Source organism: Acinetobacter suaedae (genome assembly GCF_008630915.1).
Lineage (GTDB): Bacteria > Pseudomonadota > Gammaproteobacteria > Pseudomonadales > Moraxellaceae > Acinetobacter > Acinetobacter suaedae.
This window is the reverse complement of sequence record NZ_CP043909.1, coordinates 315,334-336,801: the sequence shown is the minus strand read 5'-3', so window position 1 is coordinate 336,801 and position 21,468 is coordinate 315,334. Positions and strand designations below refer to the sequence as shown.

20 protein-coding genes are annotated in these 21,468 nt (G+C 39.5%); 6 read left to right on the top strand and 14 right to left on the bottom strand.

What is annotated here, in order from left to right:
- Positions 1–252 precede the first annotated feature (252 nt).
- On the bottom strand, positions 253–1,017 hold the full coding sequence (locus F2A31_RS01590) for a nucleotidyltransferase domain-containing protein (RefSeq protein WP_150024891.1): 765 nt from the start codon (positions 1,015–1,017) through the stop codon (positions 253–255).
- A gap of 135 nt (positions 1,018–1,152) precedes the next feature.
- On the opposite strand from F2A31_RS01590, the gene F2A31_RS01585 reads away from it, so the two are divergent.
- Positions 1,153–1,944 (top strand): hypothetical protein, encoded by a 792-nt coding sequence (locus F2A31_RS01585; protein ID WP_004641221.1) that lies wholly within the window; start codon positions 1,153–1,155, stop codon positions 1,942–1,944.
- Between the two features lie 43 nt (positions 1,945–1,987).
- On the opposite strand, the gene F2A31_RS15865 is transcribed toward F2A31_RS01585, so the two are convergent.
- Entirely contained in the window at positions 1,988–2,797 is an 810-nt protein-coding gene (locus F2A31_RS15865; RefSeq protein WP_228715641.1) for a hypothetical protein, read from the bottom strand.
- 72 nt (positions 2,798–2,869) lie between these two features.
- The gene (locus tag F2A31_RS01570; protein ID WP_150024890.1) at positions 2,870–4,279 is read right to left on the bottom strand and encodes an FAD-binding oxidoreductase; all 1,410 of its coding nucleotides are present in this window, start codon (positions 4,277–4,279) and stop codon (positions 2,870–2,872) included.
- 361 nt (positions 4,280–4,640) lie between these two features.
- On the opposite strand from F2A31_RS01570, the gene serA reads away from it, so the two are divergent.
- The gene (serA, locus tag F2A31_RS01565) at positions 4,641–5,873 is read left to right on the top strand and encodes a phosphoglycerate dehydrogenase (RefSeq protein ID WP_150024889.1); all 1,233 of its coding nucleotides are present in this window, start codon (positions 4,641–4,643) and stop codon (positions 5,871–5,873) included.
- Positions 5,874–5,927: 54 nt separating this feature from the next.
- Here serA and F2A31_RS01560 read toward each other — a convergent pair whose 3' ends face one another.
- Together F2A31_RS01560 and F2A31_RS01555 are read right to left on the bottom strand one after the other, a co-directional pair.
- Positions 5,928–6,806 (bottom strand): M23 family metallopeptidase, encoded by an 879-nt coding sequence (locus F2A31_RS01560; RefSeq protein WP_228715640.1) that lies wholly within the window; start codon positions 6,804–6,806, stop codon positions 5,928–5,930.
- A 91-nt stretch (positions 6,807–6,897) separates the two neighbouring features.
- The gene (locus F2A31_RS01555; protein ID WP_150024888.1) at positions 6,898–7,725 is read right to left on the bottom strand and encodes a M23 family metallopeptidase; all 828 of its coding nucleotides are present in this window, start codon (positions 7,723–7,725) and stop codon (positions 6,898–6,900) included.
- Between the two features lie 429 nt (positions 7,726–8,154).
- On the opposite strand from F2A31_RS01555, the gene F2A31_RS01550 reads away from it, so the two are divergent.
- Both F2A31_RS01550 and F2A31_RS01545 read left to right on the top strand, forming a co-directional pair.
- On the top strand, positions 8,155–9,036 hold the full coding sequence (locus tag F2A31_RS01550; protein ID WP_150024887.1) for an EamA family transporter: 882 nt from the start codon (positions 8,155–8,157) through the stop codon (positions 9,034–9,036).
- Positions 9,033–9,899, top strand: a complete 867-nt coding sequence (locus F2A31_RS01545) for an EamA family transporter (protein WP_150024886.1) — start codon at positions 9,033–9,035, stop codon at positions 9,897–9,899. Before F2A31_RS01550 ends, F2A31_RS01545 begins: the two co-directional genes overlap by 4 nt.
- Positions 9,900–9,923: 24 nt before the next feature.
- Here F2A31_RS01545 and F2A31_RS01540 read toward each other — a convergent pair whose 3' ends face one another.
- The 3 genes from F2A31_RS01540 to truB form a co-directional block, all read right to left on the bottom strand.
- A complete protein-coding gene (locus F2A31_RS01540; protein ID WP_150024885.1) occupies positions 9,924–10,370 on the bottom strand; it encodes a hemerythrin domain-containing protein in 447 nt (148 codons plus the stop codon).
- 146 nt (positions 10,371–10,516) lie between these two features.
- Positions 10,517–11,287: a sulfite exporter TauE/SafE family protein gene (locus F2A31_RS01535; RefSeq protein WP_150024884.1), complete on the bottom strand. Its 771-nt coding sequence runs from the start codon at positions 11,285–11,287 to the stop codon at positions 10,517–10,519.
- Between the two features lie 11 nt (positions 11,288–11,298).
- Positions 11,299–12,192, bottom strand: a complete 894-nt coding sequence (truB, locus tag F2A31_RS01530; RefSeq protein WP_150024883.1) for a tRNA pseudouridine(55) synthase TruB — start codon at positions 12,190–12,192, stop codon at positions 11,299–11,301.
- A gap of 137 nt (positions 12,193–12,329) precedes the next feature.
- Here truB and F2A31_RS01525 point away from each other — a divergent pair, with 137 nt between their 5' ends.
- Positions 12,330–13,376 carry a lipase secretion chaperone gene (locus F2A31_RS01525; protein ID WP_150024882.1) on the top strand — a complete coding sequence of 349 codons (1,047 nt, stop codon included), beginning with the start codon at positions 12,330–12,332 and terminating at the stop codon, positions 13,374–13,376.
- A gap of 104 nt (positions 13,377–13,480) precedes the next feature.
- Positions 13,481–14,455, top strand: coding sequence for a lipase family alpha/beta hydrolase (locus tag F2A31_RS01520; RefSeq protein ID WP_150024881.1), 975 nt, complete (start codon positions 13,481–13,483; stop codon positions 14,453–14,455).
- A gap of 61 nt (positions 14,456–14,516) precedes the next feature.
- Here F2A31_RS01520 and rplS read toward each other — a convergent pair whose 3' ends face one another.
- From rplS to F2A31_RS01490, 6 genes are all read right to left on the bottom strand, one after another.
- A complete protein-coding gene (rplS, locus tag F2A31_RS01515) occupies positions 14,517–14,888 on the bottom strand; it encodes a 50S ribosomal protein L19 (protein WP_004641247.1) in 372 nt (123 codons plus the stop codon).
- 136 nt (positions 14,889–15,024) lie between these two features.
- Positions 15,025–15,765 (bottom strand): tRNA (guanosine(37)-N1)-methyltransferase TrmD, encoded by a 741-nt coding sequence (gene trmD / locus F2A31_RS01510; RefSeq protein WP_150024880.1) that lies wholly within the window; start codon positions 15,763–15,765, stop codon positions 15,025–15,027.
- Positions 15,766–15,810: 45 nt separating this feature from the next.
- Positions 15,811–16,359 (bottom strand): ribosome maturation factor RimM, encoded by a 549-nt coding sequence (gene rimM, locus F2A31_RS01505; protein WP_150024879.1) that lies wholly within the window; start codon positions 16,357–16,359, stop codon positions 15,811–15,813.
- A 16-nt stretch (positions 16,360–16,375) separates the two neighbouring features.
- Positions 16,376–16,633, bottom strand: coding sequence for a 30S ribosomal protein S16 (rpsP, locus tag F2A31_RS01500; RefSeq protein WP_004641253.1), 258 nt, complete (start codon positions 16,631–16,633; stop codon positions 16,376–16,378).
- Positions 16,634–16,798: 165 nt separating this feature from the next.
- Positions 16,799–17,281 (bottom strand): type IV pilin protein, encoded by a 483-nt coding sequence (locus F2A31_RS01495; RefSeq protein WP_150024878.1) that lies wholly within the window; start codon positions 17,279–17,281, stop codon positions 16,799–16,801.
- On the bottom strand, positions 17,265–21,455 hold the full coding sequence (locus F2A31_RS01490; protein WP_150024877.1) for a PilC/PilY family type IV pilus protein: 4,191 nt from the start codon (positions 21,453–21,455) through the stop codon (positions 17,265–17,267). The genes F2A31_RS01495 and F2A31_RS01490 overlap by 17 nt, the downstream gene beginning before the upstream one ends.
- Between the last annotated feature and the right edge of the window lie 13 nt (positions 21,456–21,468).

Below are 21,468 nucleotides of genomic sequence, written 5' to 3'. Positions count from 1 at the left end.
TTTTCTTTTCAGTGTCTTACCGTGATGCTTCCTATATAACCTATAGGCTTACGTTACTTTTTTAAAAAAGTAACCAAAAACCTCGTCACCCACAAAACCTATTCACTACTGGGATATATTTACTTATTTTGCAAAAACAATATATTACCAATAGCACGCAGGTTGTGGATGACATTTAGCACAAGCAGATTCATGTATAAATTCAGAGAAAATGCCTTTTATCTCCTCCTATTAAATAGCAAAAGACATTTTTTACTGATAATAATACTGCTTCAAATGGCGACTATACTCCGTTAAATAACGTTCTAAGCCCTCTCGACGATCAGCTTTTTGCATTTCTTTAGCGGCTAATTGCTCAATTTTGGTTTCCAATAAATTCAGAATAGCAGCTTGTTCCGCTTCAGGAAGTTGGGCTTTTTCTTTCTGCTGTTTTTTAATTTCTAAATAATCCTCTGCCCAATGACGTAATGGATCCTTTGAATCAACTTGCGCAAATAAATCGGTAATCAATAATTCAGGCATCACTTCTTGGATTGCTAACTCTGCCGACATCAAACCACGAATCGAATAAAATACTTTCTTATAAGTAAAATTATCCGCAGTTTGCATCACTTTCATCCCACCTTTCGCCAGCGATAAGTAGTGGTGATACAACGCGCTATAATCGATTCGCTCTAGCAATCCATCTCGAAAGGTTTGCCATTCTGGAAAAGCATTAAAATATACAATATGTGCTCTGACCCATTCCAAAACCGTTGGGTTACTTTTTGCCAGTAATCCAAACATTTTATCGAGATCATAAGAAACGAAATCAAAATCCCCATCCATGATTTCAATTAGATCACGGTACTTTTTATAGTCAAAATATTGATCTTTACTCGGCAAATGAAAACCACGTACATCATAGTCGCTGTCAGGGCTAGCCATACCCCATAAACGACTACCACTTTCGATATAAAATAATGGTATGTCTTGGCGCTGTTGAAATAGTTTTTCGATTTCTTGGTGGATGTTCATTTGTATTACTTCATGATTTAAAAATTAAGACTTGTGAGAGACAATAATATTTTTACTGTTCTAATTCATTTGATTTTAAAAAGATAACCATTTGATAAAATCACTGTCTATTCAATATAACAAATAGGATCATGCATGCAACTGACTTATGCAGGACAGGTTTTCTTGGTGGTGGTTGCGATCTTGTGTGTCTGGTCTTTTCTGCTGACAAAGTTTTGGCTAAAACGTTTAGCCAAAAATCGTGACAGCAGTAAGTTTGAATTTGCTTATTTATTTGTTGTTGTGTTCAGTATCAGCTCCCTATTTTTCCCTTTTACCTATTGGGTTTCACAAGCTGTATATGGCTTAGCAACCAAACCGAGCTATGATGCAACCATCGTGAGCTATACCTCTGAATGGGTCGATATCGAACGCACAGATTCTAACGAGCGTAAATATAAAACCAGAACCTTAATGCATACAGCGCAAGTTCAATTCAAAGATGATCAAAACAGAACATTAGTCTTGGATAATTCAGTCCGTTCAGGTGATGTGCCCGTGGTCGGAGATCATATTCAAGTTGTTTATGAGGCAGGTGATCAGTCTGCACAAGAAAAGAGTTGGCGCACAGGTCTGCTGTTTGCCGCTACCCTATTTATGCTGTTTATTATGGGCTATATCTTGGTCATGATTATTGCCTATGCTTTAAATCGGAATATGGATCCTTACAAAGCCTTGGCTAACTTCTTAATTTTTAGAATTACCCTTCCACTCGGCGCAATGGCGATGTTTGGGATGCTATCTTATTCGATTTTTGCTTATTTCTTTTTAGGCAATCCACAGAAAATACCTATCTGGGCTGCTGCGATTTGTGGCTTCTTTGCACTTTGTCTTTTACCATTGATTTATCATATTTTGACAGGTTGGAAAGCGTATAAGGAAAAATAGAATACTTCCAATAAAAAGCTTAGATTAATAATGGTCGGTTTATTTAATCATTATATCTTTTTGTATCTAAAAAGAATTTATAATTTTCATAATAATAGTCAGCTATCCGTTCAAAAGTTTGTAAACTACTTTGGCTATTAAATTTTGCTGTTTGTCCCATAGGAGACCAAATAGCATTATTATTTTCACTTTCCATATAACAAGATAACAGACCTAAATTTTCATCTAAGGAATGGGCTTTTAATCGCCCAAAACTCCTTTGAATAAGATCAGCAGGCATCATATCTTTCTTTTCATTTCCTAATAACTCAATTGCACCACTATCCGCATCGATAACTTTAGCCATTAATATCTCACGCCAAGCATCCTCGGGACTAGTATCTGAAACTATTAGGTGCACAACAGCAACATAAGGAAATCCAGCATTTAATAATCCAGAAGCCTGAGAGAAACCAAATTCGTTAGGTGATTTTTTTTGGTTTGAAAATTTTGCTCTTAGAATTTTTAATTCAATTGCTAATGTCTTTGAAACGACTAAACGACCATCTTCATATGGAATTATTAATAGATCAATATCTCCCGGAAAACTAAGATTAGATAAAATATCTTGCGACTTAGCAAAAGGTCTTATAAGCACTCCACTATTTGGTCCCATTTGATAGAAATATTCTCCGATCAAATGACGATAAACTTCTCCAAATAGTTGCCTGTTAGATATAAGCATTAATCCTAAAGCTATTTCATCTTTTCTATTCACTAATTTTTGATCTATATAAAAAATAACGTCACCATCTTTCTTATGCTCAGGTTTCACTTTTAATGGCAGCACATAATTTTGTAATTTATTATTCATTTCTAATTCTCAAAATAAAAAAGCGCATCTTACGATACGCTTTTAGCAGAAATTCTTTTATCTAATCAAGCATTAAAGATCAAATAATTTGCCTGGATTCATAATTCCTTTCGGGTCAAATGCCAGCTTCAATGCTTTCATATATTCAATTTCTTCAGGCGAACGAGAATACTCCAAATATGGCTTCTTGGTCATGCCCACACCATGCTCGGCAGAAATCGAACCATCATATTTTTTCACAGTCTCAAACACGTATTTATTCACCACCTGACACTTCGCAAAGAACTCATCTTTAGTTAAGTTTTCAGGTTTCAAAATATTTAAGTGTAAGTTACCGTCACCAATATGACCGAACCAGCAAATCTCAAAATCTGGATAGTTATCAGCAACAATTGCATCAATTTCTTTGATAAATGCAGGTACATGCGTAATCAGCACTGAAATATCATTCTTATATGGAATAAACGGTGCAATAGACTCAGAAATATCTTCACGTAAACGCCATAAGCTTTGCGCTTGATCAAGGCTTTGGCTCATCACACCATCAATCACCCAACCCTGTTCCATGCAATACTCAAAAATCTGCATGGCTTTGTCCATGATCGGCTCATACGGCGCTTCAAATTCGAGTAACACATAAAATGGGGCTTGCGTTTCAAACGGGCGCTGAACATGGCCGCGATCCAAAACTTTCTGCATTGCCACTTCACCAAAAAACTCAAACGCAGTTAAATCGATTTCTTTTTGGAAAGCATGTAATACTGGCATCACTGCATCAAAATCAGGTGTACCCAAAACCATCACTTGTAAGTTCTGTGGTTGACGCTCAAGTTTAATTTCAGCTTCTGTAACTAAACCAAGTGTACCTTCACCGCCGATAAATAAATGCTGTAAGGCATAACCAGTCGCATTTTTAATCATACCTTTGTTTAGGCGTAAAATATCGCCTTTACCTGTAACAACTGTTAAGCCAAGCACCCAATTACGTGTCATACCGTATTTGATGACTTTGATGCCACCAGCATTGGTTCCGATATTACCACCGATCTGGCTTGAACCCGCTGATGCAAAATCCACTGGATAGTACATGCCTTGTTCTTCGGCATAATTCTGTAGTTGCTCAGTCACCACACCCGCTTGGACGCGTACCATACGATCTGCTGGGAAGAACTCCAAGATTTGGTTCATCTTGTCAAAATTAATTACGATCTCGCCATTGCTTGCCACTGCACCAGCCGAAAGCCCTGTACGACCACCTGATGGTGTAATCGCGACATTAAATTGATTGGCAAGTTTAACAACAGACTGAACTTGCTCAGTGCTTGATGGAAAAACGATGACTGATGGGTTCGGATCAAAATGTTTAGTATGATCTCGTCCCCAATTTTCCAAGCTATCGGCATCGGTTTTTATACGGTTTTCACCCACAATTGCCGTTAATTGGGTCAATAACTCAGGGGTTAAAGCGACTGAAGCATTCATCGTTTATAGGCCTAGCAAGAAGTAAATATAGGGCATTTGAATCACAACATTATTTTTCTAATCTCTAGAAAAATGAAGGTGATGACATATCTCAAATATAGCAACACTACAGAACAGCTCAAACCCGTTTATATTCAGGTGAGCGCATTAGGTCTATCCATTTTACATCGAAGCGCGCATTGGATAAAGCATTGCATCAAGATACTGCCTCGTACTAGGATAAACCTGAAAGCTAGTCAACATTTCCATGAAAAATGATCAGTATTTCGATGCCCCAATTTGCAATCAAATCGCCCTCATTTTGATCAAACATGTTATGATACGGCGATTTAAATCCGACCTGATATAGCGTAGAGCCGTTATGAGCCAACATCTATCACTCCCTAAAGATAAAATCCGTTTTCTATTGTTAGAGGGCGTTCATCAAAACGCTATCGATACTTTAAACGCTGCGGGTTATACCAATATCGATTACCACAAGACTGCACTTGAAGGCGATGCATTAAAAGCAGCGATTAAAGATGCTCACTTTATTGGTATTCGTTCGCGCACTCAATTGACTGAAGAGATCTTTGAAGCAGCGAATAAATTGATTGCGGTAGGTTGTTTCTGTATCGGTACAAACCAAGTCGATTTAAAAGCAGCGATGTCGCGTGGTATCCCTGTTTTCAACGCACCATATTCAAATACACGTTCAGTTGCTGAACTCGTTCTAGCTGAAACTATTTTATTACTTCGCCGTGTTCCTGAAAAATCAAAAGTTACACATGCTGGCGGTTGGGATAAATCAGCTGTTGGTTCGTATGAAACTCGTGGCAAAACTTTAGGTATTGTCGGTTACGGTTCAATTGGTTCACAGCTTTCTGTTTTAGCTGAAAGCTTGGGTATGAAAGTTATCTATTTTGATGCTGTGACTAAATTACCTTTAGGTAATGCTCGTCAAGTTGGTTCTATGGATGAACTTTTAGCAACTGCTGACGTAGTTTCATTACACGTTCCAGATGTACCATCTACACGTAACTTCTTCAAGAAAGAACAGTTTGCAAAAATGAAACAAGGTTCGATCTTCTTAAATGCAGCACGTGGTACATGTGTTGTTATTGAAGATCTAGCAGATGCGATTAAATCAGGCCACCTTGCAGGTGCAGCGGTTGACGTATTCCCGAAAGAGCCTAAAGCAAATGGTGAAGAGTTTGTTTCACCACTACGTGGTTTAGACAACGTGATATTGACTCCACACGTTGGTGGTTCAACCATGGAAGCGCAAGCGAACATTGGTTTAGAAGTAGCTGAGAAATTTGTTGCTTATTCAGACAAAGGTATGACGCTTTCTGCGGTGAACTTCCCTGAAATCGCATTACCGCTTTCTGATGGTCAACACCGTTTACTTCACATCCACAAAAACGTTCCTGGTGTATTGTCTAAGATCAATACATTATTCGCTGAACAAGGCATCAATATCTCTGGTCAGTCATTAATGACTAAAGGCGATATCGGTTACTTAGTAATGGATGTTGATGCTTCTGCATCTCAAGAAGCTTTGGATACGCTACACAATGTAGAAGGTACAATTCGCGTACGTGTATTGTTCTAAGTCCATTGACTACAAAAAATCACAGCCAATGCTGTGATTTTTTTTGCTCAACAATTAAGGACAGTTTGGAATAACGACACCACTGTTATCTTTGGCTTGATCATTACCCCAACGTGATAACATATATGCTGAAACCCATTGATTGGTCGGTCCAACATCTAAATCTGTTTTTAACCACCAGTGGTTCCACTGTGTACCTGTCGAGTTCTGAACCTTTGGTCCCCAAACCTTACAATACACATAATGGGTACCTTTATATAACGTTCCAGTAATCGTACCACCTGGACTAGAACGTCCATTGGCGTCGCCCCATGTATCTACCCAATATTTATTACTACTTGGTGGTGGTGGTGGCGAAGTATTTGGACAGTTCGAACTGGTTCTCATCAATGGTGTATTCGGTACCATGTACAACCATTCTCCTTGCAAGACAGGATTCACAATATGCTGGTTGCCTGCATCATTTAAACCTGGTGCGTATAATTGTTCATAATGTAAATGTGGAATGCCTGGTGAACCGACATCCCCCATATAACCCACCACATCACCTTGTTTGACCTGCGTCCCAACAGGAACATGACTACTCATATGCATATAGGTAGTAAACCAACCATTGCCATGTCTGATCTCAATACCACCTGGGTAGAAGGATTGATGGACTAACCCATCAGCCGAAGCCGTAATTGGACTGCCTGTAAACATGCCAACGCGATACATATCAATTTTTTTATCATCGGGGCTATGTCCTTGATAGGTTTTTAACTCAATTTGAGCACCACAAGGAAAGGGCAACTTAAATGCAGGTCGATTAGGCAATGGATCAGCAGCCGCAGCGTGTATCGAAACCGCCATAACTGTGATTGTTGCAAACATTTTAAACAATAACTTTGTTTGAGCATGCAGAGCTTGTTCTTTAAATTGTATTTCAGTCATCGTCTTATCCTTTTTATCCATTTTTTATTTCTTATCAGGATGCCATTCCTTGGAATGGCATCAATATTGATTCTAAATCTTGTTATTTTAATTAAGGACAGTTTGGAATAACGACACCACTGTTATCTTTGGCTTCATCATTACCCCAACGCGATAACATATATGCTGAAACCCACTGATTGGTAGGTCCAACATCTAAATCTGTTTTTAACCACCAGTGGTTCCACTGTGTACCTGTCGAGTTCTGAACCTTTGGTCCCCAAACCTTACAATACACATAATGGGTACCTTTATATAACGTTCCAGTAATCGTACCACCCGGACTAGAACGTCCATTGGCATCCGCCCACGTGTCTACCCAATATTTATTGCCACTTGGTGGCGGTGGTGGAGGTGTTGTACCACCACAACCATTATCACTGGTGAGAACTCTTTGCCCATAACTTCCAGGATAAGGGGCAAGCGAGTTTCCATTAATCACAATACTTTGTGCTGTACTATTTAGACGTTGTTCATAATGTAAATGTGGTCCTGTACTCTGCCCTGTACTTCCAACAGTACCAATTTGTTGACCTTGACCAATTGAAGCCCCCACACTGACATGAATGGCATTTAAATGAAAATAATGAGTTGACCAACCATTTCCATGATTGATCACCACCATATTACCTGCACCACCATTCCAACCGATCGAGCTTACCGATACAGTTCCACCAGCAGAAGCAAGCACAGCTGCTCCTGATGTTGCACCATTATCCCAGCGCACAAAATCTAAAGCATTGTAGTTGTGACCTGGGTAAGTGCTATAACTCCAAGTTTGACCACAGGAAAAAGGGGCTTTAAAAGCAGGTGCGGCATATACTGAGAAAGGAATGAATGTCATGATACCGATGGCAAAAACTCGGTTTAGTTTTAACATCTTATTATCTCCATAATTATTATTTCATTTATTTAAGCATTGTCATTTTTACTACTTCTTTGGGGTCTATAACGCCCCCAAATTTTATAGCAGAGATACAGAAAGCTTTGTTTAGTAATCTGACGAGCAGCATCGATACTCGAGACTATTCACACGAATTTGAGAGATTAAACACATCATCAAAATTGGAGTTCTGATCCAATGAATCCGAATAAATATCAGAATTATTTCTAAAGTAGAGTCCTGAAAATCTGAGCGATAAAATGATATAAACAAATAATTATTAAAAAGAACCTTAACGTTTATTTAACAATTGGGATAATCATGGTGACAACTTCAAGATCAATAAAATTGTGCTCGTTTCACAACCGATCTTGAGATAAAATTAAATTATTATGTGAAAATTACACCAACACAATTGATGATTAAATGTCCAATCCATCTCTAAAGTCGCCACTTTCTGCTATAGCTCTACTAATGCTAGCGATGATCTGTGTCCAAGGTAGTGGTTCTTTAGCAAAAATTTTATTTCAAAGTTTCCCTGTTTTGACTGTTTCTGCGATGCGCTTGTGTTTTGGTGCAATCATTTTGGCGGTAATTTTCAAAGTTTGGACTATTAACTTTCGTGCAGTCCGCTGGAAAGCGATCTTAAGCTATGGGATTGCTTTGGCTGGAATGAATGGACTGTTCTACTTATCGCTAGAGCGACTTCCACTCGGGATTGCCGTTGCTTTTGAATTTATTGGGCCCTTAAGCGTCGCGCTCTATCATGCACGCCAAAAGTATGACTTTATTTGGGTTGGTTGTGCCATTTTAGGCTTGATTCTCTTATTTCCATTGCAACAGGCTCAGCATAGTCTTGATCTCGTTGGTGTATTTTTTGCCATCAGTGCAGGTGCATGTTGGGCACTCTATATTATTGCAGGACAAAAACCTTCAGGTATTTCTGGCAATCATACCGTATGTCTTGGAATGAGCATCGGCATGTTGTGTTTACTACCATTTGCTGTATTTTCTGGTGCAATTGATCGTGTTTTTGAGCTACCAAATCTGTATTATTTTATTGGGCTTGCCATTCTCGCCAGTGCCTTGCCATTCTCCCTAGAAATGATTGCTTTGCGCAATCTGACTCCATTGAGTTTTGGTACATTAATGAGCTTGGAACCAGCAGTTGCAGCACTTTCAGGATTTATATTTTTAGGTGAAAAATTATTGTGGAATCAATGGCTCGCCTTAACCACCATTATCATCGCCTCCATCGGTTGTACTTTTACCATGCAACGCGCTCGACAACAAAAAGAGGCTAAATGAAAAATCTCCAATTAGTTGCTGTGCTTTACATGGTGTTGTCCATGGTGGCTTATCAAATCAGCGCGTCATTTGCTAAACAGCTGATCACAACACTTGATCCCCTCACTGTGACGATTTTAAGGCTGAGCTTTGCAACGATCATCGTGGCAATCATGTTTCGGTCTTGGACTATCATTTCCAAGCTCAAACACCTGAAATGGCGAGATTTGCTTCTTTATACAGCATCCTTAGGCTGTATGAATATTCTGTTTTACACGTCTTTGGGGAAACTCCCTCAAGGGATTGCGGTGGGTTTAGAATTTATTGGACCACTTGGATTAGCATTACTTTCAATCAAACAACGCAGTGATTATCTTTGGGTTGCATTTGCAATTTTAGGCATTGCCTTAATGGTCCCATGGCATGATGCCAACCAACATAATTTCTCTTATTTCGGCGCAGCTTGTGCCGTAGGTGCTGGGATTTTTTGGGCTTTATATATTTACTTCGGACATCGGGTCGCGCAACAAAATATAGGAATGCATGCATTAACGATTGCCATCGCATTATCGGCCTTGACCTTATTGCCATTTGGTTTATGGAATAATGCGCCTGTTCTTCTGGATACCCAATATTGGGGTAAAGCTCTCGTAATTGCGATCCTTGCGACGGCGATTCCGTATGCACTCGATCTAATGGCATTAAAACGTTTGAGTAACCTGAGTTACGGGACATTGACCAGTCTAGCGCCTGCTTTAGCGGCATTGGCGGGATTGGTCATTCTCCATGAGCAAATCAGCCTGATTCAGTGGGTTGCCTTGTTTTGTATTATGATCGCATCTATTGGTGTGACCTTACGTGGAGAGAAATCACCTACCCCGTAAGATCACTAAAATTTTATTTAAACCTCAAACAACTTCGGTTTTATATTTTTGATACTCCGTAAGATATTGTTTACCTAATTTTTCTTTTTCAGCATCCTCCAAGATTTTTCCAGCTTGCTGGAAAAATTTATGTTCTTCTTCTTTTAAATGATGATGTACCTTTTCACTTAATTGTTTTGCAGTTGCCAACCAGCTTGGACTACTCATATCTGTTTCTTCAAGTGTCTCGACTAATTCATCCATTTCATGATGTTCAGCCAAGGCATGACGCGTAATATCCAAACCTCCATCATCAAACATCAGTGGAATATATAAATAACGATCTTCTGCAACTGAATGCGCATAGAGTTCATTCTTCAATAAATCAAAAAGCTCTTTTCGTTCTTCACTTTGCCCACTAGTTTCAATTAATTTTTTTGCAAGTGAACGTTGTTTGTCATGACTTTCTCGTAGTGCTTCAAATATATTCATTCTTCACCTCTAAAATTGACTCACAACCACAATACGAGACATATCTCGATATTGTGGAACTTGGCTAGAATTTCATCTTAGAAAGTGTGCGTTTTTTAGACAGCATCATTTAAGTATGTTTTTGTTGTCAAACTTTATCTTTTGAATCAAACCGCAACAATAATCTGATATCCCAAACGGCAAATTAAGATACTGACCAAAATCAAAAATAAGATGCGAATAAAACCACTACCATATTTTAATGCCAAGCGAACACCCAATAATGAACCAGCAATGTTAGCAACCGCCATCATTAAGCCTAAAGTAAACAGCACATGACCTGTGGGCACAAAAAAGCTGAGTGCAGCGAGATTGGTCATAAAATTGCCAATCTTCGACAAGGCTGAAGCATGTAAAAAATCAACTTGTAGAAAGCGAATAAAAAAGAAAATAAAGAAGCTACCCGTCCCTGGGCCAAAGATACCGTCATAGAAACCAATTGCTAAGCTTCCGATCGCAGCGAACATAAGCAGCTTCGGTGTAATCCGCTGATCGACATGCACTTGCCCAAATTGCTTTTTCATCAAAGTATAGACTGCAATCACAATCAACATGATCAAAACAAAGGGTCTTAGAATATGTGTCGGAATCATTGAGACACATGCCGCTCCTGCAAACGAGCTGACAAATGCAAAAATTGCTATCACCAACAATAGTGGCCATTTCAATTTTACTCGTCGTGCAAATGAAAATGCTGCTGAGGCAGTGCCGCAAATCGAAGCGAGTTTATTGGTTCCAAAAATCGTGGCTGGTGCGGTTTGAGGTAGTGCACCCATCAATGCAGGAATTTGAATCAATCCACCACCACCAACGGCAGCATCGATCGTCCCCGCACAAAAAGCAAAGAAGACTAAGCTGAGAATGAGTTCCCATTCCATGGAGAAAGACCTTATAAGTTGAGTAAGCGTTTTGGTACAAGACGTTTTTTATCAGTAATTTCAGCTAAACCTAAACAACGCTCTCCATCAAAAACTAACACCTCAGCTACAGCCTCATGATCAATATTGCTTTCTTGACCATTACCAAAATATTTTTCACGTCCTTCTGGTAATTGAACACGTGGAAAATGTTCTACAGGTGCATACACAGGAAGCAATAATGCATCGCGTTGTTCTTGTGACAAGCTTTCTAAATACTCAAGGGTATAGTCTGGATTAATCTCAAAATGGCCCGTTTGAATCCGATGCAAATATGTCAAATGACCACCACAACCCAAAGCTTCACCTATCTCCTCTCCAAGTACACGGATATAAGTCCCTTTTGAACAGGTCACATCTAAAGTTAAACTATCTTCGGTAAAACTCACCAAAGTTAGATCATAAATCGTGACAGGACGCGCTGCTCGTTCAATCTCAATGCCCTGACGTGCCAACTCATATAAAGGGCGGCCTTCTCTTTTCAATGCAGAATACATCGGAGGGACTTGCTGAATATCACCACGAAATTGAGCTAAAACCTGTTCTATACTTTCACGAGTCAAAAGCGGAACAGTTCGTTGCTGAAGAACTTCGCCTTCGATATCTCCAGTCGTTGTGGTTTGTCCAAGCTTTACCGTCGTTTGATAACGTTTGGTTGAATCCAATAAATAATGAGAAAATTTGGTTGCTTCCCCTAAACAAATGGGTAATAAACCCGTTGCTAATGGATCTAAAGCACCTGTATGCCCTGCTTTTTGTGCATTGAAAAGTCGACGTACTTTTTGCAATGCCCCATTTGAACTCATCCCTATCGGCTTATTTAAAAGAAACACGCCACTCAAATGACGATAAGCACTTTTTTTCATAAATAAAAAGTCGAAATACAAAGATACATTTTATCAAAACTATTCATCAATTTTTAAAAAATAACTGTTCAAAAAAAAAGCGCTTATGATAGACTCTCTTTCGCTTTCGAAAACAAAAGAAAAATGGATGCGATTTTATGAATAAGAAAGGAAACAAAACGATCATCTACTCAGGACTCATACTCAGTTCCATTTTATGTATCGTCTTTATTTATTGGCTCTATCCGAAGACCGAGAACTATTCAGGAAATATAACATCGTCTTCTAAAAACCAATCTAGTCAACACGTTCAGCAACTTAATTCACACAATAATTTAGCTCAAACATTACATGGATTTCAAAGCTCAAGCCAGACAGACACAGAAACCAATTGTCAGTTGCAATTTAATGCCTCAAAAAAATTGATCATAAATGAACAAACCCGAAACTGTTTCGAATATTTCCTATCACAATATGGAGAAAGAAATATCACAGAAATTCGCAAGAATTTTCAACTTTATTTAGAACATCATTTTCAATCAGCACAACAACAGCAAATCTTAGCACTTTGGTCTCGTTATTTAGATTACCGCGAAGCACTGAGCCAACTACAAATACATGAAACAGCGAAGGAAAACTATCGCTATTTCCAAGCAGCTTTTCACACCATACAAGATCTAAAACAACGCTTCTTTTCTACCACAGAAATAGAGGGGTTATTCGGCACAGAAGATGAATATCAACAATACACTCTAGATCGTATGCAAATTTTAGAGAATAACTCGCTAGATACGTCAACTAAAGCCAAATTACTCCAAGAGCGTTTTGAACAACTTCCTCAGGACTGGCAAGAAAATATTAAAGATTTATCTAGATTAGAAGATTTGCGTGCATTAACAGCACAAATTAAAGCCCGCAATGGTTCACCACAAGAATTACGTGATATGCGTCTTCATTTAGTTGGCGAAGCAGCAACACAACGCCTAGAACAACTTGATCAACAAAGATCAGTATGGAAGCAACAAGTACAATCCTATTTAGAAGAACGTAAAACCATCATCGATAGCAATATGAGTGCGTCTGCCAAAACTCAAGCAATTCAACGGCTCAAACAACAACAATTCAAATCCACACAAGAACAACAACGTCTACAAACATTTGAAACGATCTATGATCAAGGAGGGACACTACCATTTAGTTATTAAAAAACAAACACAAGACATTGAAAGATCATCAAAGGACAACGATGCAATGTCGGATTCAAATAAATCATTAAAGACCCAATTTAGGAATTTTAAAAGAGAATAAAATGCAAAATTTAATTCGTTATCTTGCTTTAACTGCAATGACCATTGGTATCTCAACAAGCTATGCTTCAAATGCGACCCAAGTCAAAAGCAGTTTTGTTATTTCAGACTACGCAAAAACCAAATATCCCATTGTTTTTGTTCATGGTGTCGCAGGCTTTTCTCGTGTAGGTAGTGACCCGATGGGTGTCGATTATTGGCATCAGATCTTACCCAATATTGCAAGAAATGGCGGCAATGTTTGGGCCGCTCGCTTATCTCCATTTAACTCAAATGAAGTTCGCGGTGAGCAACTCTTACAGCAAACTGAAGAGATTTTAGCGATTACAGGCCAATCCAAAGTGAATTTTATCGCTCATAGCCAAGGCGGACCAACTTCCCGCTATGTTGCAGCGATGCTTCCTGAAAAAGTAGCGTCTATAACCAGTGTGAGTGGCACTCATAAAGGCTCACCTGTTGCTAGTCTTTTAATGAAAAGTACGGGAACCATGTTTGGTGATGCGAGTATTGCCTTGACTAATTTCTTCTCAGCGGCAACTGTTTGGGCCCAAGGACTTGATCCCCAAAGCTACCCTCATGATGCTGAGGCGGCTGGACAGAGTATTTCTGTTGAAGGTTCAGAAAAGTTCAATGCTCAATATCCAATGGGCGTTCCAACGACTGCTTGTGGAGAAGGTACCTATCAAGAACAAGGAATTTATATGTATTCCTTTTCTGGCGTTCAAGCGGCTACCAACGCACTTGACCCACTCGACCCTATATTCATTGGTGGCAGCCTGATTGTTGATCCTAAAGGAGATAACGATGGCATGGTCAGCCGTTGCAGTGCGAAATTTGGTCGCACTATACGTGATGATCTCCCATGGAACCACGCGGATGAAGTGAACCATGTAATGGGGCTAAAAGCACTATTTGCACCTGATCCAGTTGATATCTACCGTCAACATGCAAATCGCCTTAAGTTGCAAGGCTTATAAACTCAGCATAAAAAAATGCGCCTCACGGCGCATTTTTTTATGCTTTACAACAAAGTTAAAATTAACCTTGTTTACGAGCTGGTAACTTTTCACGAATACGTGCAGCTTTACCAGACAACTCGCGTAGGTAGTAAAGTTTAGCACGACGAACGTCACCACGACGTTTCACTTCGATTTTAGCAACGATTGGAGAGTGAGTTTGGAAAACACGCTCAACACCAACACCGCTAGAAATTTTACGAACTGTGAAAGCTGAGTTTAAACCACGATTTTTCTTCGCGATTACAACACCTTCAAATGCTTGAAGACGCTCACGATCACCCTCTTTTACTTTAACCTGAACAACAACTGTGTCACCAGGAGCAAAAGCAGGGATATCAGTTTTTAACTGTGCATTTTCAACAGCTTGAACTAAAGGATGTTTACCACTCATTGTGGAATCTCCAATATGTGCGGGAGAGAAGAGGTCTCTTAACACCGCTGAGGATAGAGGCTAAAGCGCATATCTCTCGTTTAACTTTCCCTTTAAAACAGAATGCTTTAAAGAGCCTATTTATACTTAAATAACTTTAAGTATCTAAACTTTTCAGCCATTTTTTTTGCTGTTTGGTCAGCTCAACTTTTTCCACCAATTCTGGTCGACGATCTAAAGTTCGCTGATAACGCTGCAAAAAACGCCATTTCTCAATATTGGCATGATGTCCTGATTTTAGTACTTCAGGGACATCCAAACCCTCGAAATGGTCTGGCTTTGTATATTGTGGACAATCCAATAAACCATCCACAAAAGAATCTTGTATCGCAGATTGTTCATCAGACATAACATTCGGCAAACGACGAATAATACTGTCCAACAACACCATCGCAGGTAATTCACCGCCCGATAAAACGTAATCACCAATTGACCATTCTTGATCAACATAATGCTGGATTAAACGCTCATCAACCCCTTCATAACGACCACACAGTACGATCAACCCATCATAATCAACGAATTGTTGTACTGCTTGCTCATTTAAGGTTTTGCCTTGTGGCGACATATATACCACAGGAGCATGAACACAGCCTGCTTGCGTTGCAAGTTGTTTAGCATGGGTAATTGCTTTCGCGAGTGGCTCAGCCATCATCACCATACCAGGACCACCACCGAAAGGACGTTCATCCACTCGTTTGTAGTTGCCCTCTGCAAAATCTCGAGGATTAATACAAGTGACTTGTACAATCTCTTTTTTTACTGCTCGACCGCTAATCCCATATGCTGTAATCGCAGCAAACATTTCAGGAAATAATGTGATGACTGCAAAAAACACCGCAGACTCCTCTATTTTCCTGCTGCGCTCTAACTCTAACCAGAATTAGTAATCTACGCCCCAATTGACGTAAATGCGACCAGCTTCAAGATCAACACGTTGTACTACATCTTTATGCCAAGGAATCATTCGCTCTTCGGCATCAACACTGTCTGGTGTCGCTTTGACCACCATGACATCATTAGCACCCGTTTCGAAAAGCTCAAAAATTTGACCGAGATTAACTTCCTGTTCATCATCGCCTAGACCTAACACGGTTAGACCTTTTAAATCAGACCAGTAATACTCATCAACATCTGCTTTTGGCAGCTGTGATTTGGCAATCCAGATAGTGGCACCAACTAAGTTTTCCGCGCCAGTGCGATCAACCACACCTTTGAGCGAAACAACCAGTCCTTTACCATGTGGTTTCCAACGCTTTACATCGACTGTCTGCCAACCTGCCTTAGTCTCAATGTACCAAGGAAGGTAGTCAAACATATTGCTCATCGGTTCAGTATTTGAATAAACCCAGAGCCACCCATTCAATCCATAAGCTGAACGTAACTGTCCAATCTGAATACGATCTTCTGGAACATTCTGTGTTGGTGTCATGGGTTACCTACTACTATTACGCAGTAGCAGCAGCTTTTTTAGCTTGAGCAGCTAAAGAAGCAACACGTTCAGAAGGTTGAGCACCTTGTGAAATCCAATGAGCAAAACGATCAGCGTCTAAACGAACTTTTTCCGCTTTACCTTGTGCAGTTGGGTTAAAGAAACCAATACGTTCGATGAAACGGCCATCACGCGCATTGCGGCTATCAGTAACAACGATTTGATAGAATGGACGTTTTTTTGCACCACCGCGCGCTAAACGAATAACAACCATGAGAACAACCTTATAGTTTTTACGGATTATCCCTGCGTCGACCATCGACAGCATTTCAAACCCCTTTAATAGAGGGCGATATTCTACGTTAAATTTAAACTGAATGAAAGATCAAATATCAAGTTATCCGCAGCTTTGAATTTAAATCGCTGAAATCTAAATTTATTACCAATCTTCTGACTCTAAACCACAACTTTGATTGGTAATATTCGCCGTTGTTTTAGTCTTACATTTTAAACCTGTGCTGGTCATAAGTAAGGAATAATTACGTGGATTCTGGCTTTCAGCTTTAAGTGACCAAGTCTGCGAATCAACCGTTAAAATCAAAGTAAATTTTTGCTTACCACTCGATGCATTTAACGGTAGAAGCAGCGTTGTCTTGGTTGCATTATTCACATCTGCATAAGGTCCCTCATTGAGCACAGGATCTCTTAATATAAAGCCCTCATAACTAAAGTTACGCGTTCGGTGCTGTTCTAATAATGCAGCAATTTTATGCATCTCTTGTTGAGCTGTAGATAAGTCAGCTTTACGGATATAAATATCATAACTCGGGATGGCGATCACCGCTAAAATAGCAATGATCGCCACTGTCACCATCAGCTCAATCAAGGTAAATCCAGATCGCCTATTATTCATTACTTTCATACCATTTTAATGGCACGATTTGACGGCGCATGGTATTGATTGGCATCCCATTGCCTCCTACGATGCTATCTTTTGCATTTGGATTCAGAATTTGGCGTGTTGCTTCGTTTTTCTTATCCACACCTGTACCAACTCCAGCCATAACATCTACAATTCCGCGTCCTGCACCAAAGCTCATATCTGTAACATTAAGCTCACAAACACCAAAAGGTAAACAGTAACGTTGAACGGTGGTGATACCTTGGGCTTGCACTCGACAGCTATCTGATATGCCATTTGGATTATAAACACTAGCATATAAGCTTTTATTCATAACCACCATTTCGCCTAAGACCTTACTCGCAGTGGTATTGGTTATGGTTGTTTCATTACCATTTGGATCTAGCTGCTTACCAATAACTGTCTCAGCAGAAATATACCAACCATTTTGTACGCGTTTATTTCCTGAATTCTGCAAATCTGAAAGCGTCAACGCAGCACCATTTAACTGAGAGACATCCATTTTATGTAAATCATTTAATGTAAATTTTGCTGTCAGGGTTTGATGTTCAAATTTAAAGTTTGGACGAATGACTTCACGATCAAAAAGATTATAAATGGTACTCGATGAGGTTCTATCACTAAAAGGAAGACTCCGATTTCCTGAAGCAATACTAATCACTGCACGAGGTTGTTCATGACCATATACACTAAAGTTTGGTGCTTCATAAAAGCGTTCATTTGGATTGCTGAAAATCAGTCGAGCAAATCCGTTATTCGAACTAACACCTAGATTTGCATCAAAATCAATGCGCCAAACTTGACCGCCCAGATCCCCAAAATAAAGATGATCTGTCAAACCATCGCCATTGCGATCGGCTGTATTAATTCGACTAACCACACTATATTTCATTGCATCGATCTTTAAACTACTCGCTGTATTGGCACTGGCCCACCATAAAAGCTCACCATTTTCGGCATCAAACATATAAACACCCGCACCTTTTTCATCAGTTTGATGCGAATAGCTTAGATTTTCATAACGAGCGTCATACCCACCTCCAACAATCATGACGCGTTTCAATTGACCTTTCCAATACACTTGCGTAATTGTTGGTTTAGACCAACTTTGTCCCATTTGGCTCAATGCAATTTGTGTGTTTGTATCATTGATAATCTGATCTTGATTGATAATACGTTGATGGTCTGGGTCGATATGAAATTTTAAGACTGGTTCATTCAACTTAGCCAAATCAAGTGCATAATAGCTACGCCCTCCCATGCGTAAACCGCCATAGGCAACTTGTTTACCTTTTATGACTTTACCGGCATTATCTTTTAACGTTGTACCACTTGCATTCCTTGCTTCACCTACCGTTGCTACAACTCGACTACTACTGCTACCACTACTTACACGTTGCATTCCATAGACATATTCACTATATAAAGTCCAAGCACCATCAATACCGTACGCCATATTGGCTTTAACACCTGTTTTCTCTTTTAAGAAAGCGTTACGTTGTTGACGGTTTTCCAACATTTCATTTGGCACAAATGCAAAAGTTTCTTCACCTGTTTTTGCATCGACCACATGCAATAAGCCTTGGGTCGTACCAAACAACATATAGTCTTTACGCTCATCTATCGTACTATCCGCATTAAAAGTAGCTTCTTGCGTTAGCTTGATCGGCGTTGAATGTAGATTCATACCAACCTGCCAATTGGTACGATTGGCTTCAGTTAAATCCCCTGCTGTAGCACCTTTATCTAATTTATATCCCAAGAGACTCATCAAGTAATAATCTTCATCGTTTGCATTGTCTCTTTTATTCGGCGCCAAAGAACAACGACTGCTATTTGAAGTATCCAGATAACGATTATCTATCGTTTTAAGTTGATGGGTAGCAACAAATCGAATTTTTCCATCCTCGTCATTTTCACAATCACGGTTAATCAGTAAAGTTCGACCCGTAAGATTAGCGGATGTTCTTAAACTCTCAAGTTTGGCAAGTAAACCACCTTTATTCCAATCCCTTACATCATAAGGAGATGCACTTACGCTCCATGCATCTTTCAGCTTGTATACGGAATTGTCATCTTGAGCATAGTACTTTTTAAAGTTGCCTAACCAACTGGCTTTTTCTGTTGGTTCGAACATACTTTTATACACATCATTGGTCATACGATATGGAGTAAGTGGATCTGCTGGGAGCGTTTGTAATCCAATTGGATCAGACTCCACTTCAATCAAATTTTGGTTAAAGTCGAGAATGCCTTCAGCAATACTTTGAGCACTGGATAATTGATACCATCCGCCACCACCATGAACCCCCCAACGCGCTAAATTTGCAACATTTTTATTATGAGTATCTTGGTCCAAAGGGACAGGCAGTACGTTATCGAGTATTTTATTGAGTTTATCAATCAAGTTTCCTAAACCCAGTAATGACAGTACAGGATCTAATACCTTTACAAGTGCTGCTACTGGCTGTAAAAGGCTCGATAACACCGAATTAGGGGCTTGTACTGTATCGAAATCTAACTCGGATTTGGCACTTGGAATATGTGAGAACTCACGTCCAATACCACCTACACCTGTTTTTATTTTATAATTGTCCCCTTTTAATATTCCTGCATAATTCGCAATACAGTTCCACGTTTCTTTATTGGAGTTCGAACCAGCATACCACCCTGTTGGTACAGCTCCACAACTAAATGCTGTGTTACTATTTTTATTAATGGAGCGACTCATGATTCTTTGAACTGGCTCTGTCGCTGTAGAAGATTCACGTACACTTGATGCTCCCAGCAGCCCATCTAGCAAGTTTGGGTCCAAATCAGGAATACTTCCCGTTAAAACATATATTCCCTTGGCACTACATTGTGAATTTTGTGCTGGCGAACGATAGACATCACCATTTTTACTTGCATCAATCGAAACAGGAAAACCACTATAAGAGGAAATGTTGTTCACCAAATTCGTATCATACTGATAGAAGATAACCTCAGCTCCTCCCAATAATCCTCCTAGAAGCCGATCTAAAAGTCCTTGGTCTGACACCCAGTCATATTCTTTATTTTTATACCAAGAATCACCCGAATCTTTCCATTTAGTACATTTACCATCTATCCATTGATTATCACATTGATAATAGGTGGTTCTTGTTAATAAGCCACCTTTCTTGATTTTTCCTACCTCTTTTGACTTCACTAAAGTCCCTTTGGTTGTGTTACCAAGTAGATATGCCCCCGTTTCTGCATAAGCTGTGGCTGTTGGTGTACTTAAGCCAGCAAGAGTTTTTAAGTTGTCGATTAATTGTGGAATCGTACCCAATACATCCAATAGTAAACCAACAGGGTTAAGCTTTAGTAAATGATCAACAAGCCTACTCACATCCGTTAAAAGATGACTCACTGGATCAACACTATCCACTCCATTAATTGCATCTTTAATCCTTTGACGCTGTACATCATCCAAAGGCCTTGCCTCGACAGCAATCATTCCAGCAAGTTCATTTTTCCCTGTACCAGAAATTGCGTTTGCAGGGAATACGGATAGTCCGACTGAAACTCCATCAGGCAATTTACCAATCCCTTTTTCGTCATTGCCGTCTATAACATCACGCACAGCCTGCTTTACTCGTGCTAATCTGTTGAAACAACGATAACCTTTAATAATTTCAACTGTACCCCCTTTTTGCATATCTATCGGTTCACAACTGTCTTTTATATATTGCGCCGAACCCTGAAGTCCGAGTAAATCAACACCTCCAATATTGTTTACAGTCTCTAAAATATTCACAACCAATTCAGAGGGAATATCACAATAGGCCTGATCAACAGACGTGGTGGTCGTGTCTAATTTGATTAGATCCAATATATCGGCCTTCACCGCAACACCAGCAGATCCAAGTAAGCCTTTCACTCCACCGAGCAAACCACCTTGTAAACAAAGTGGGTAATCGCGCTGTAAATCCGCAATAGGACCCGTTCCCATACTTTGGGAAACATCAACCATCAGCATAATCACGTTGCTATTGTTTGGATTTTGATAAATCTCAATATCACTTGCGGAAGCAATAGAGGAGAATATTAAAAAGCTTGATAGCACAGTACAACTGAGCAATAACCCTTTTGCTTTATCTTGTTGTTTGCGCTCGCGTTTTGTTAATCTTCTCATTTTATTATTATTCATGACCCTGGCTCCC

Excerpts from the sequence above, each read along its gene's own strand:
- serA (WP_150024889.1), top strand. The coding sequence starts at position 4,641 with ATGAGCCAACATCTATCACTCCCTAAAGATAAAATCCGTTTTCTATTG.
- F2A31_RS15865 (WP_228715641.1), bottom strand. The coding sequence starts at position 2,797 with ATGAATAATAAATTACAAAATTATGTGCTGCCATTAAAAGTGAAACCT.
- F2A31_RS01570 (WP_150024890.1), bottom strand. The coding sequence starts at position 4,279 with ATGAATGCTTCAGTCGCTTTAACCCCTGAGTTATTGACCCAATTAACG.
- F2A31_RS01520 (WP_150024881.1), top strand. The coding sequence starts at position 13,481 with ATGCAAAATTTAATTCGTTATCTTGCTTTAACTGCAATGACCATTGGT.
- rplS (WP_004641247.1), bottom strand. The coding sequence starts at position 14,888 with ATGAGTGGTAAACATCCTTTAGTTCAAGCTGTTGAAAATGCACAGTTA.
- F2A31_RS01555 (WP_150024888.1), bottom strand. The coding sequence starts at position 7,725 with ATGTTAAAACTAAACCGAGTTTTTGCCATCGGTATCATGACATTCATT.
- truB (WP_150024883.1), bottom strand. The coding sequence starts at position 12,192 with ATGAAAAAAAGTGCTTATCGTCATTTGAGTGGCGTGTTTCTTTTAAAT.
- F2A31_RS01525 (WP_150024882.1), top strand. The coding sequence starts at position 12,330 with ATGAATAAGAAAGGAAACAAAACGATCATCTACTCAGGACTCATACTC.
- F2A31_RS01590 (WP_150024891.1), bottom strand. The coding sequence starts at position 1,017 with ATGAACATCCACCAAGAAATCGAAAAACTATTTCAACAGCGCCAAGAC.
- F2A31_RS01535 (WP_150024884.1), bottom strand. The coding sequence starts at position 11,287 with ATGGAATGGGAACTCATTCTCAGCTTAGTCTTCTTTGCTTTTTGTGCG.
- F2A31_RS01560 (WP_228715640.1), bottom strand. The coding sequence starts at position 6,806 with ATGACTGAAATACAATTTAAAGAACAAGCTCTGCATGCTCAAACAAAG.
- rimM (WP_150024879.1), bottom strand. The coding sequence starts at position 16,359 with ATGACACCAACACAGAATGTTCCAGAAGATCGTATTCAGATTGGACAG.
- F2A31_RS01550 (WP_150024887.1), top strand. The coding sequence starts at position 8,155 with ATGTCCAATCCATCTCTAAAGTCGCCACTTTCTGCTATAGCTCTACTA.
- rpsP (WP_004641253.1), bottom strand. The coding sequence starts at position 16,633 with ATGGTTGTTATTCGTTTAGCGCGCGGTGGTGCAAAAAAACGTCCATTC.
- F2A31_RS01585 (WP_004641221.1), top strand. The coding sequence starts at position 1,153 with ATGCAACTGACTTATGCAGGACAGGTTTTCTTGGTGGTGGTTGCGATC.
- F2A31_RS01495 (WP_150024878.1), bottom strand. The coding sequence starts at position 17,281 with ATGAAAGTAATGAATAATAGGCGATCTGGATTTACCTTGATTGAGCTG.
- F2A31_RS01490 (WP_150024877.1), bottom strand. The coding sequence starts at position 21,455 with ATGAATAATAATAAAATGAGAAGATTAACAAAACGCGAGCGCAAACAA.
- F2A31_RS01540 (WP_150024885.1), bottom strand. The coding sequence starts at position 10,370 with ATGAATATATTTGAAGCACTACGAGAAAGTCATGACAAACAACGTTCA.
- F2A31_RS01545 (WP_150024886.1), top strand. The coding sequence starts at position 9,033 with ATGAAAAATCTCCAATTAGTTGCTGTGCTTTACATGGTGTTGTCCATG.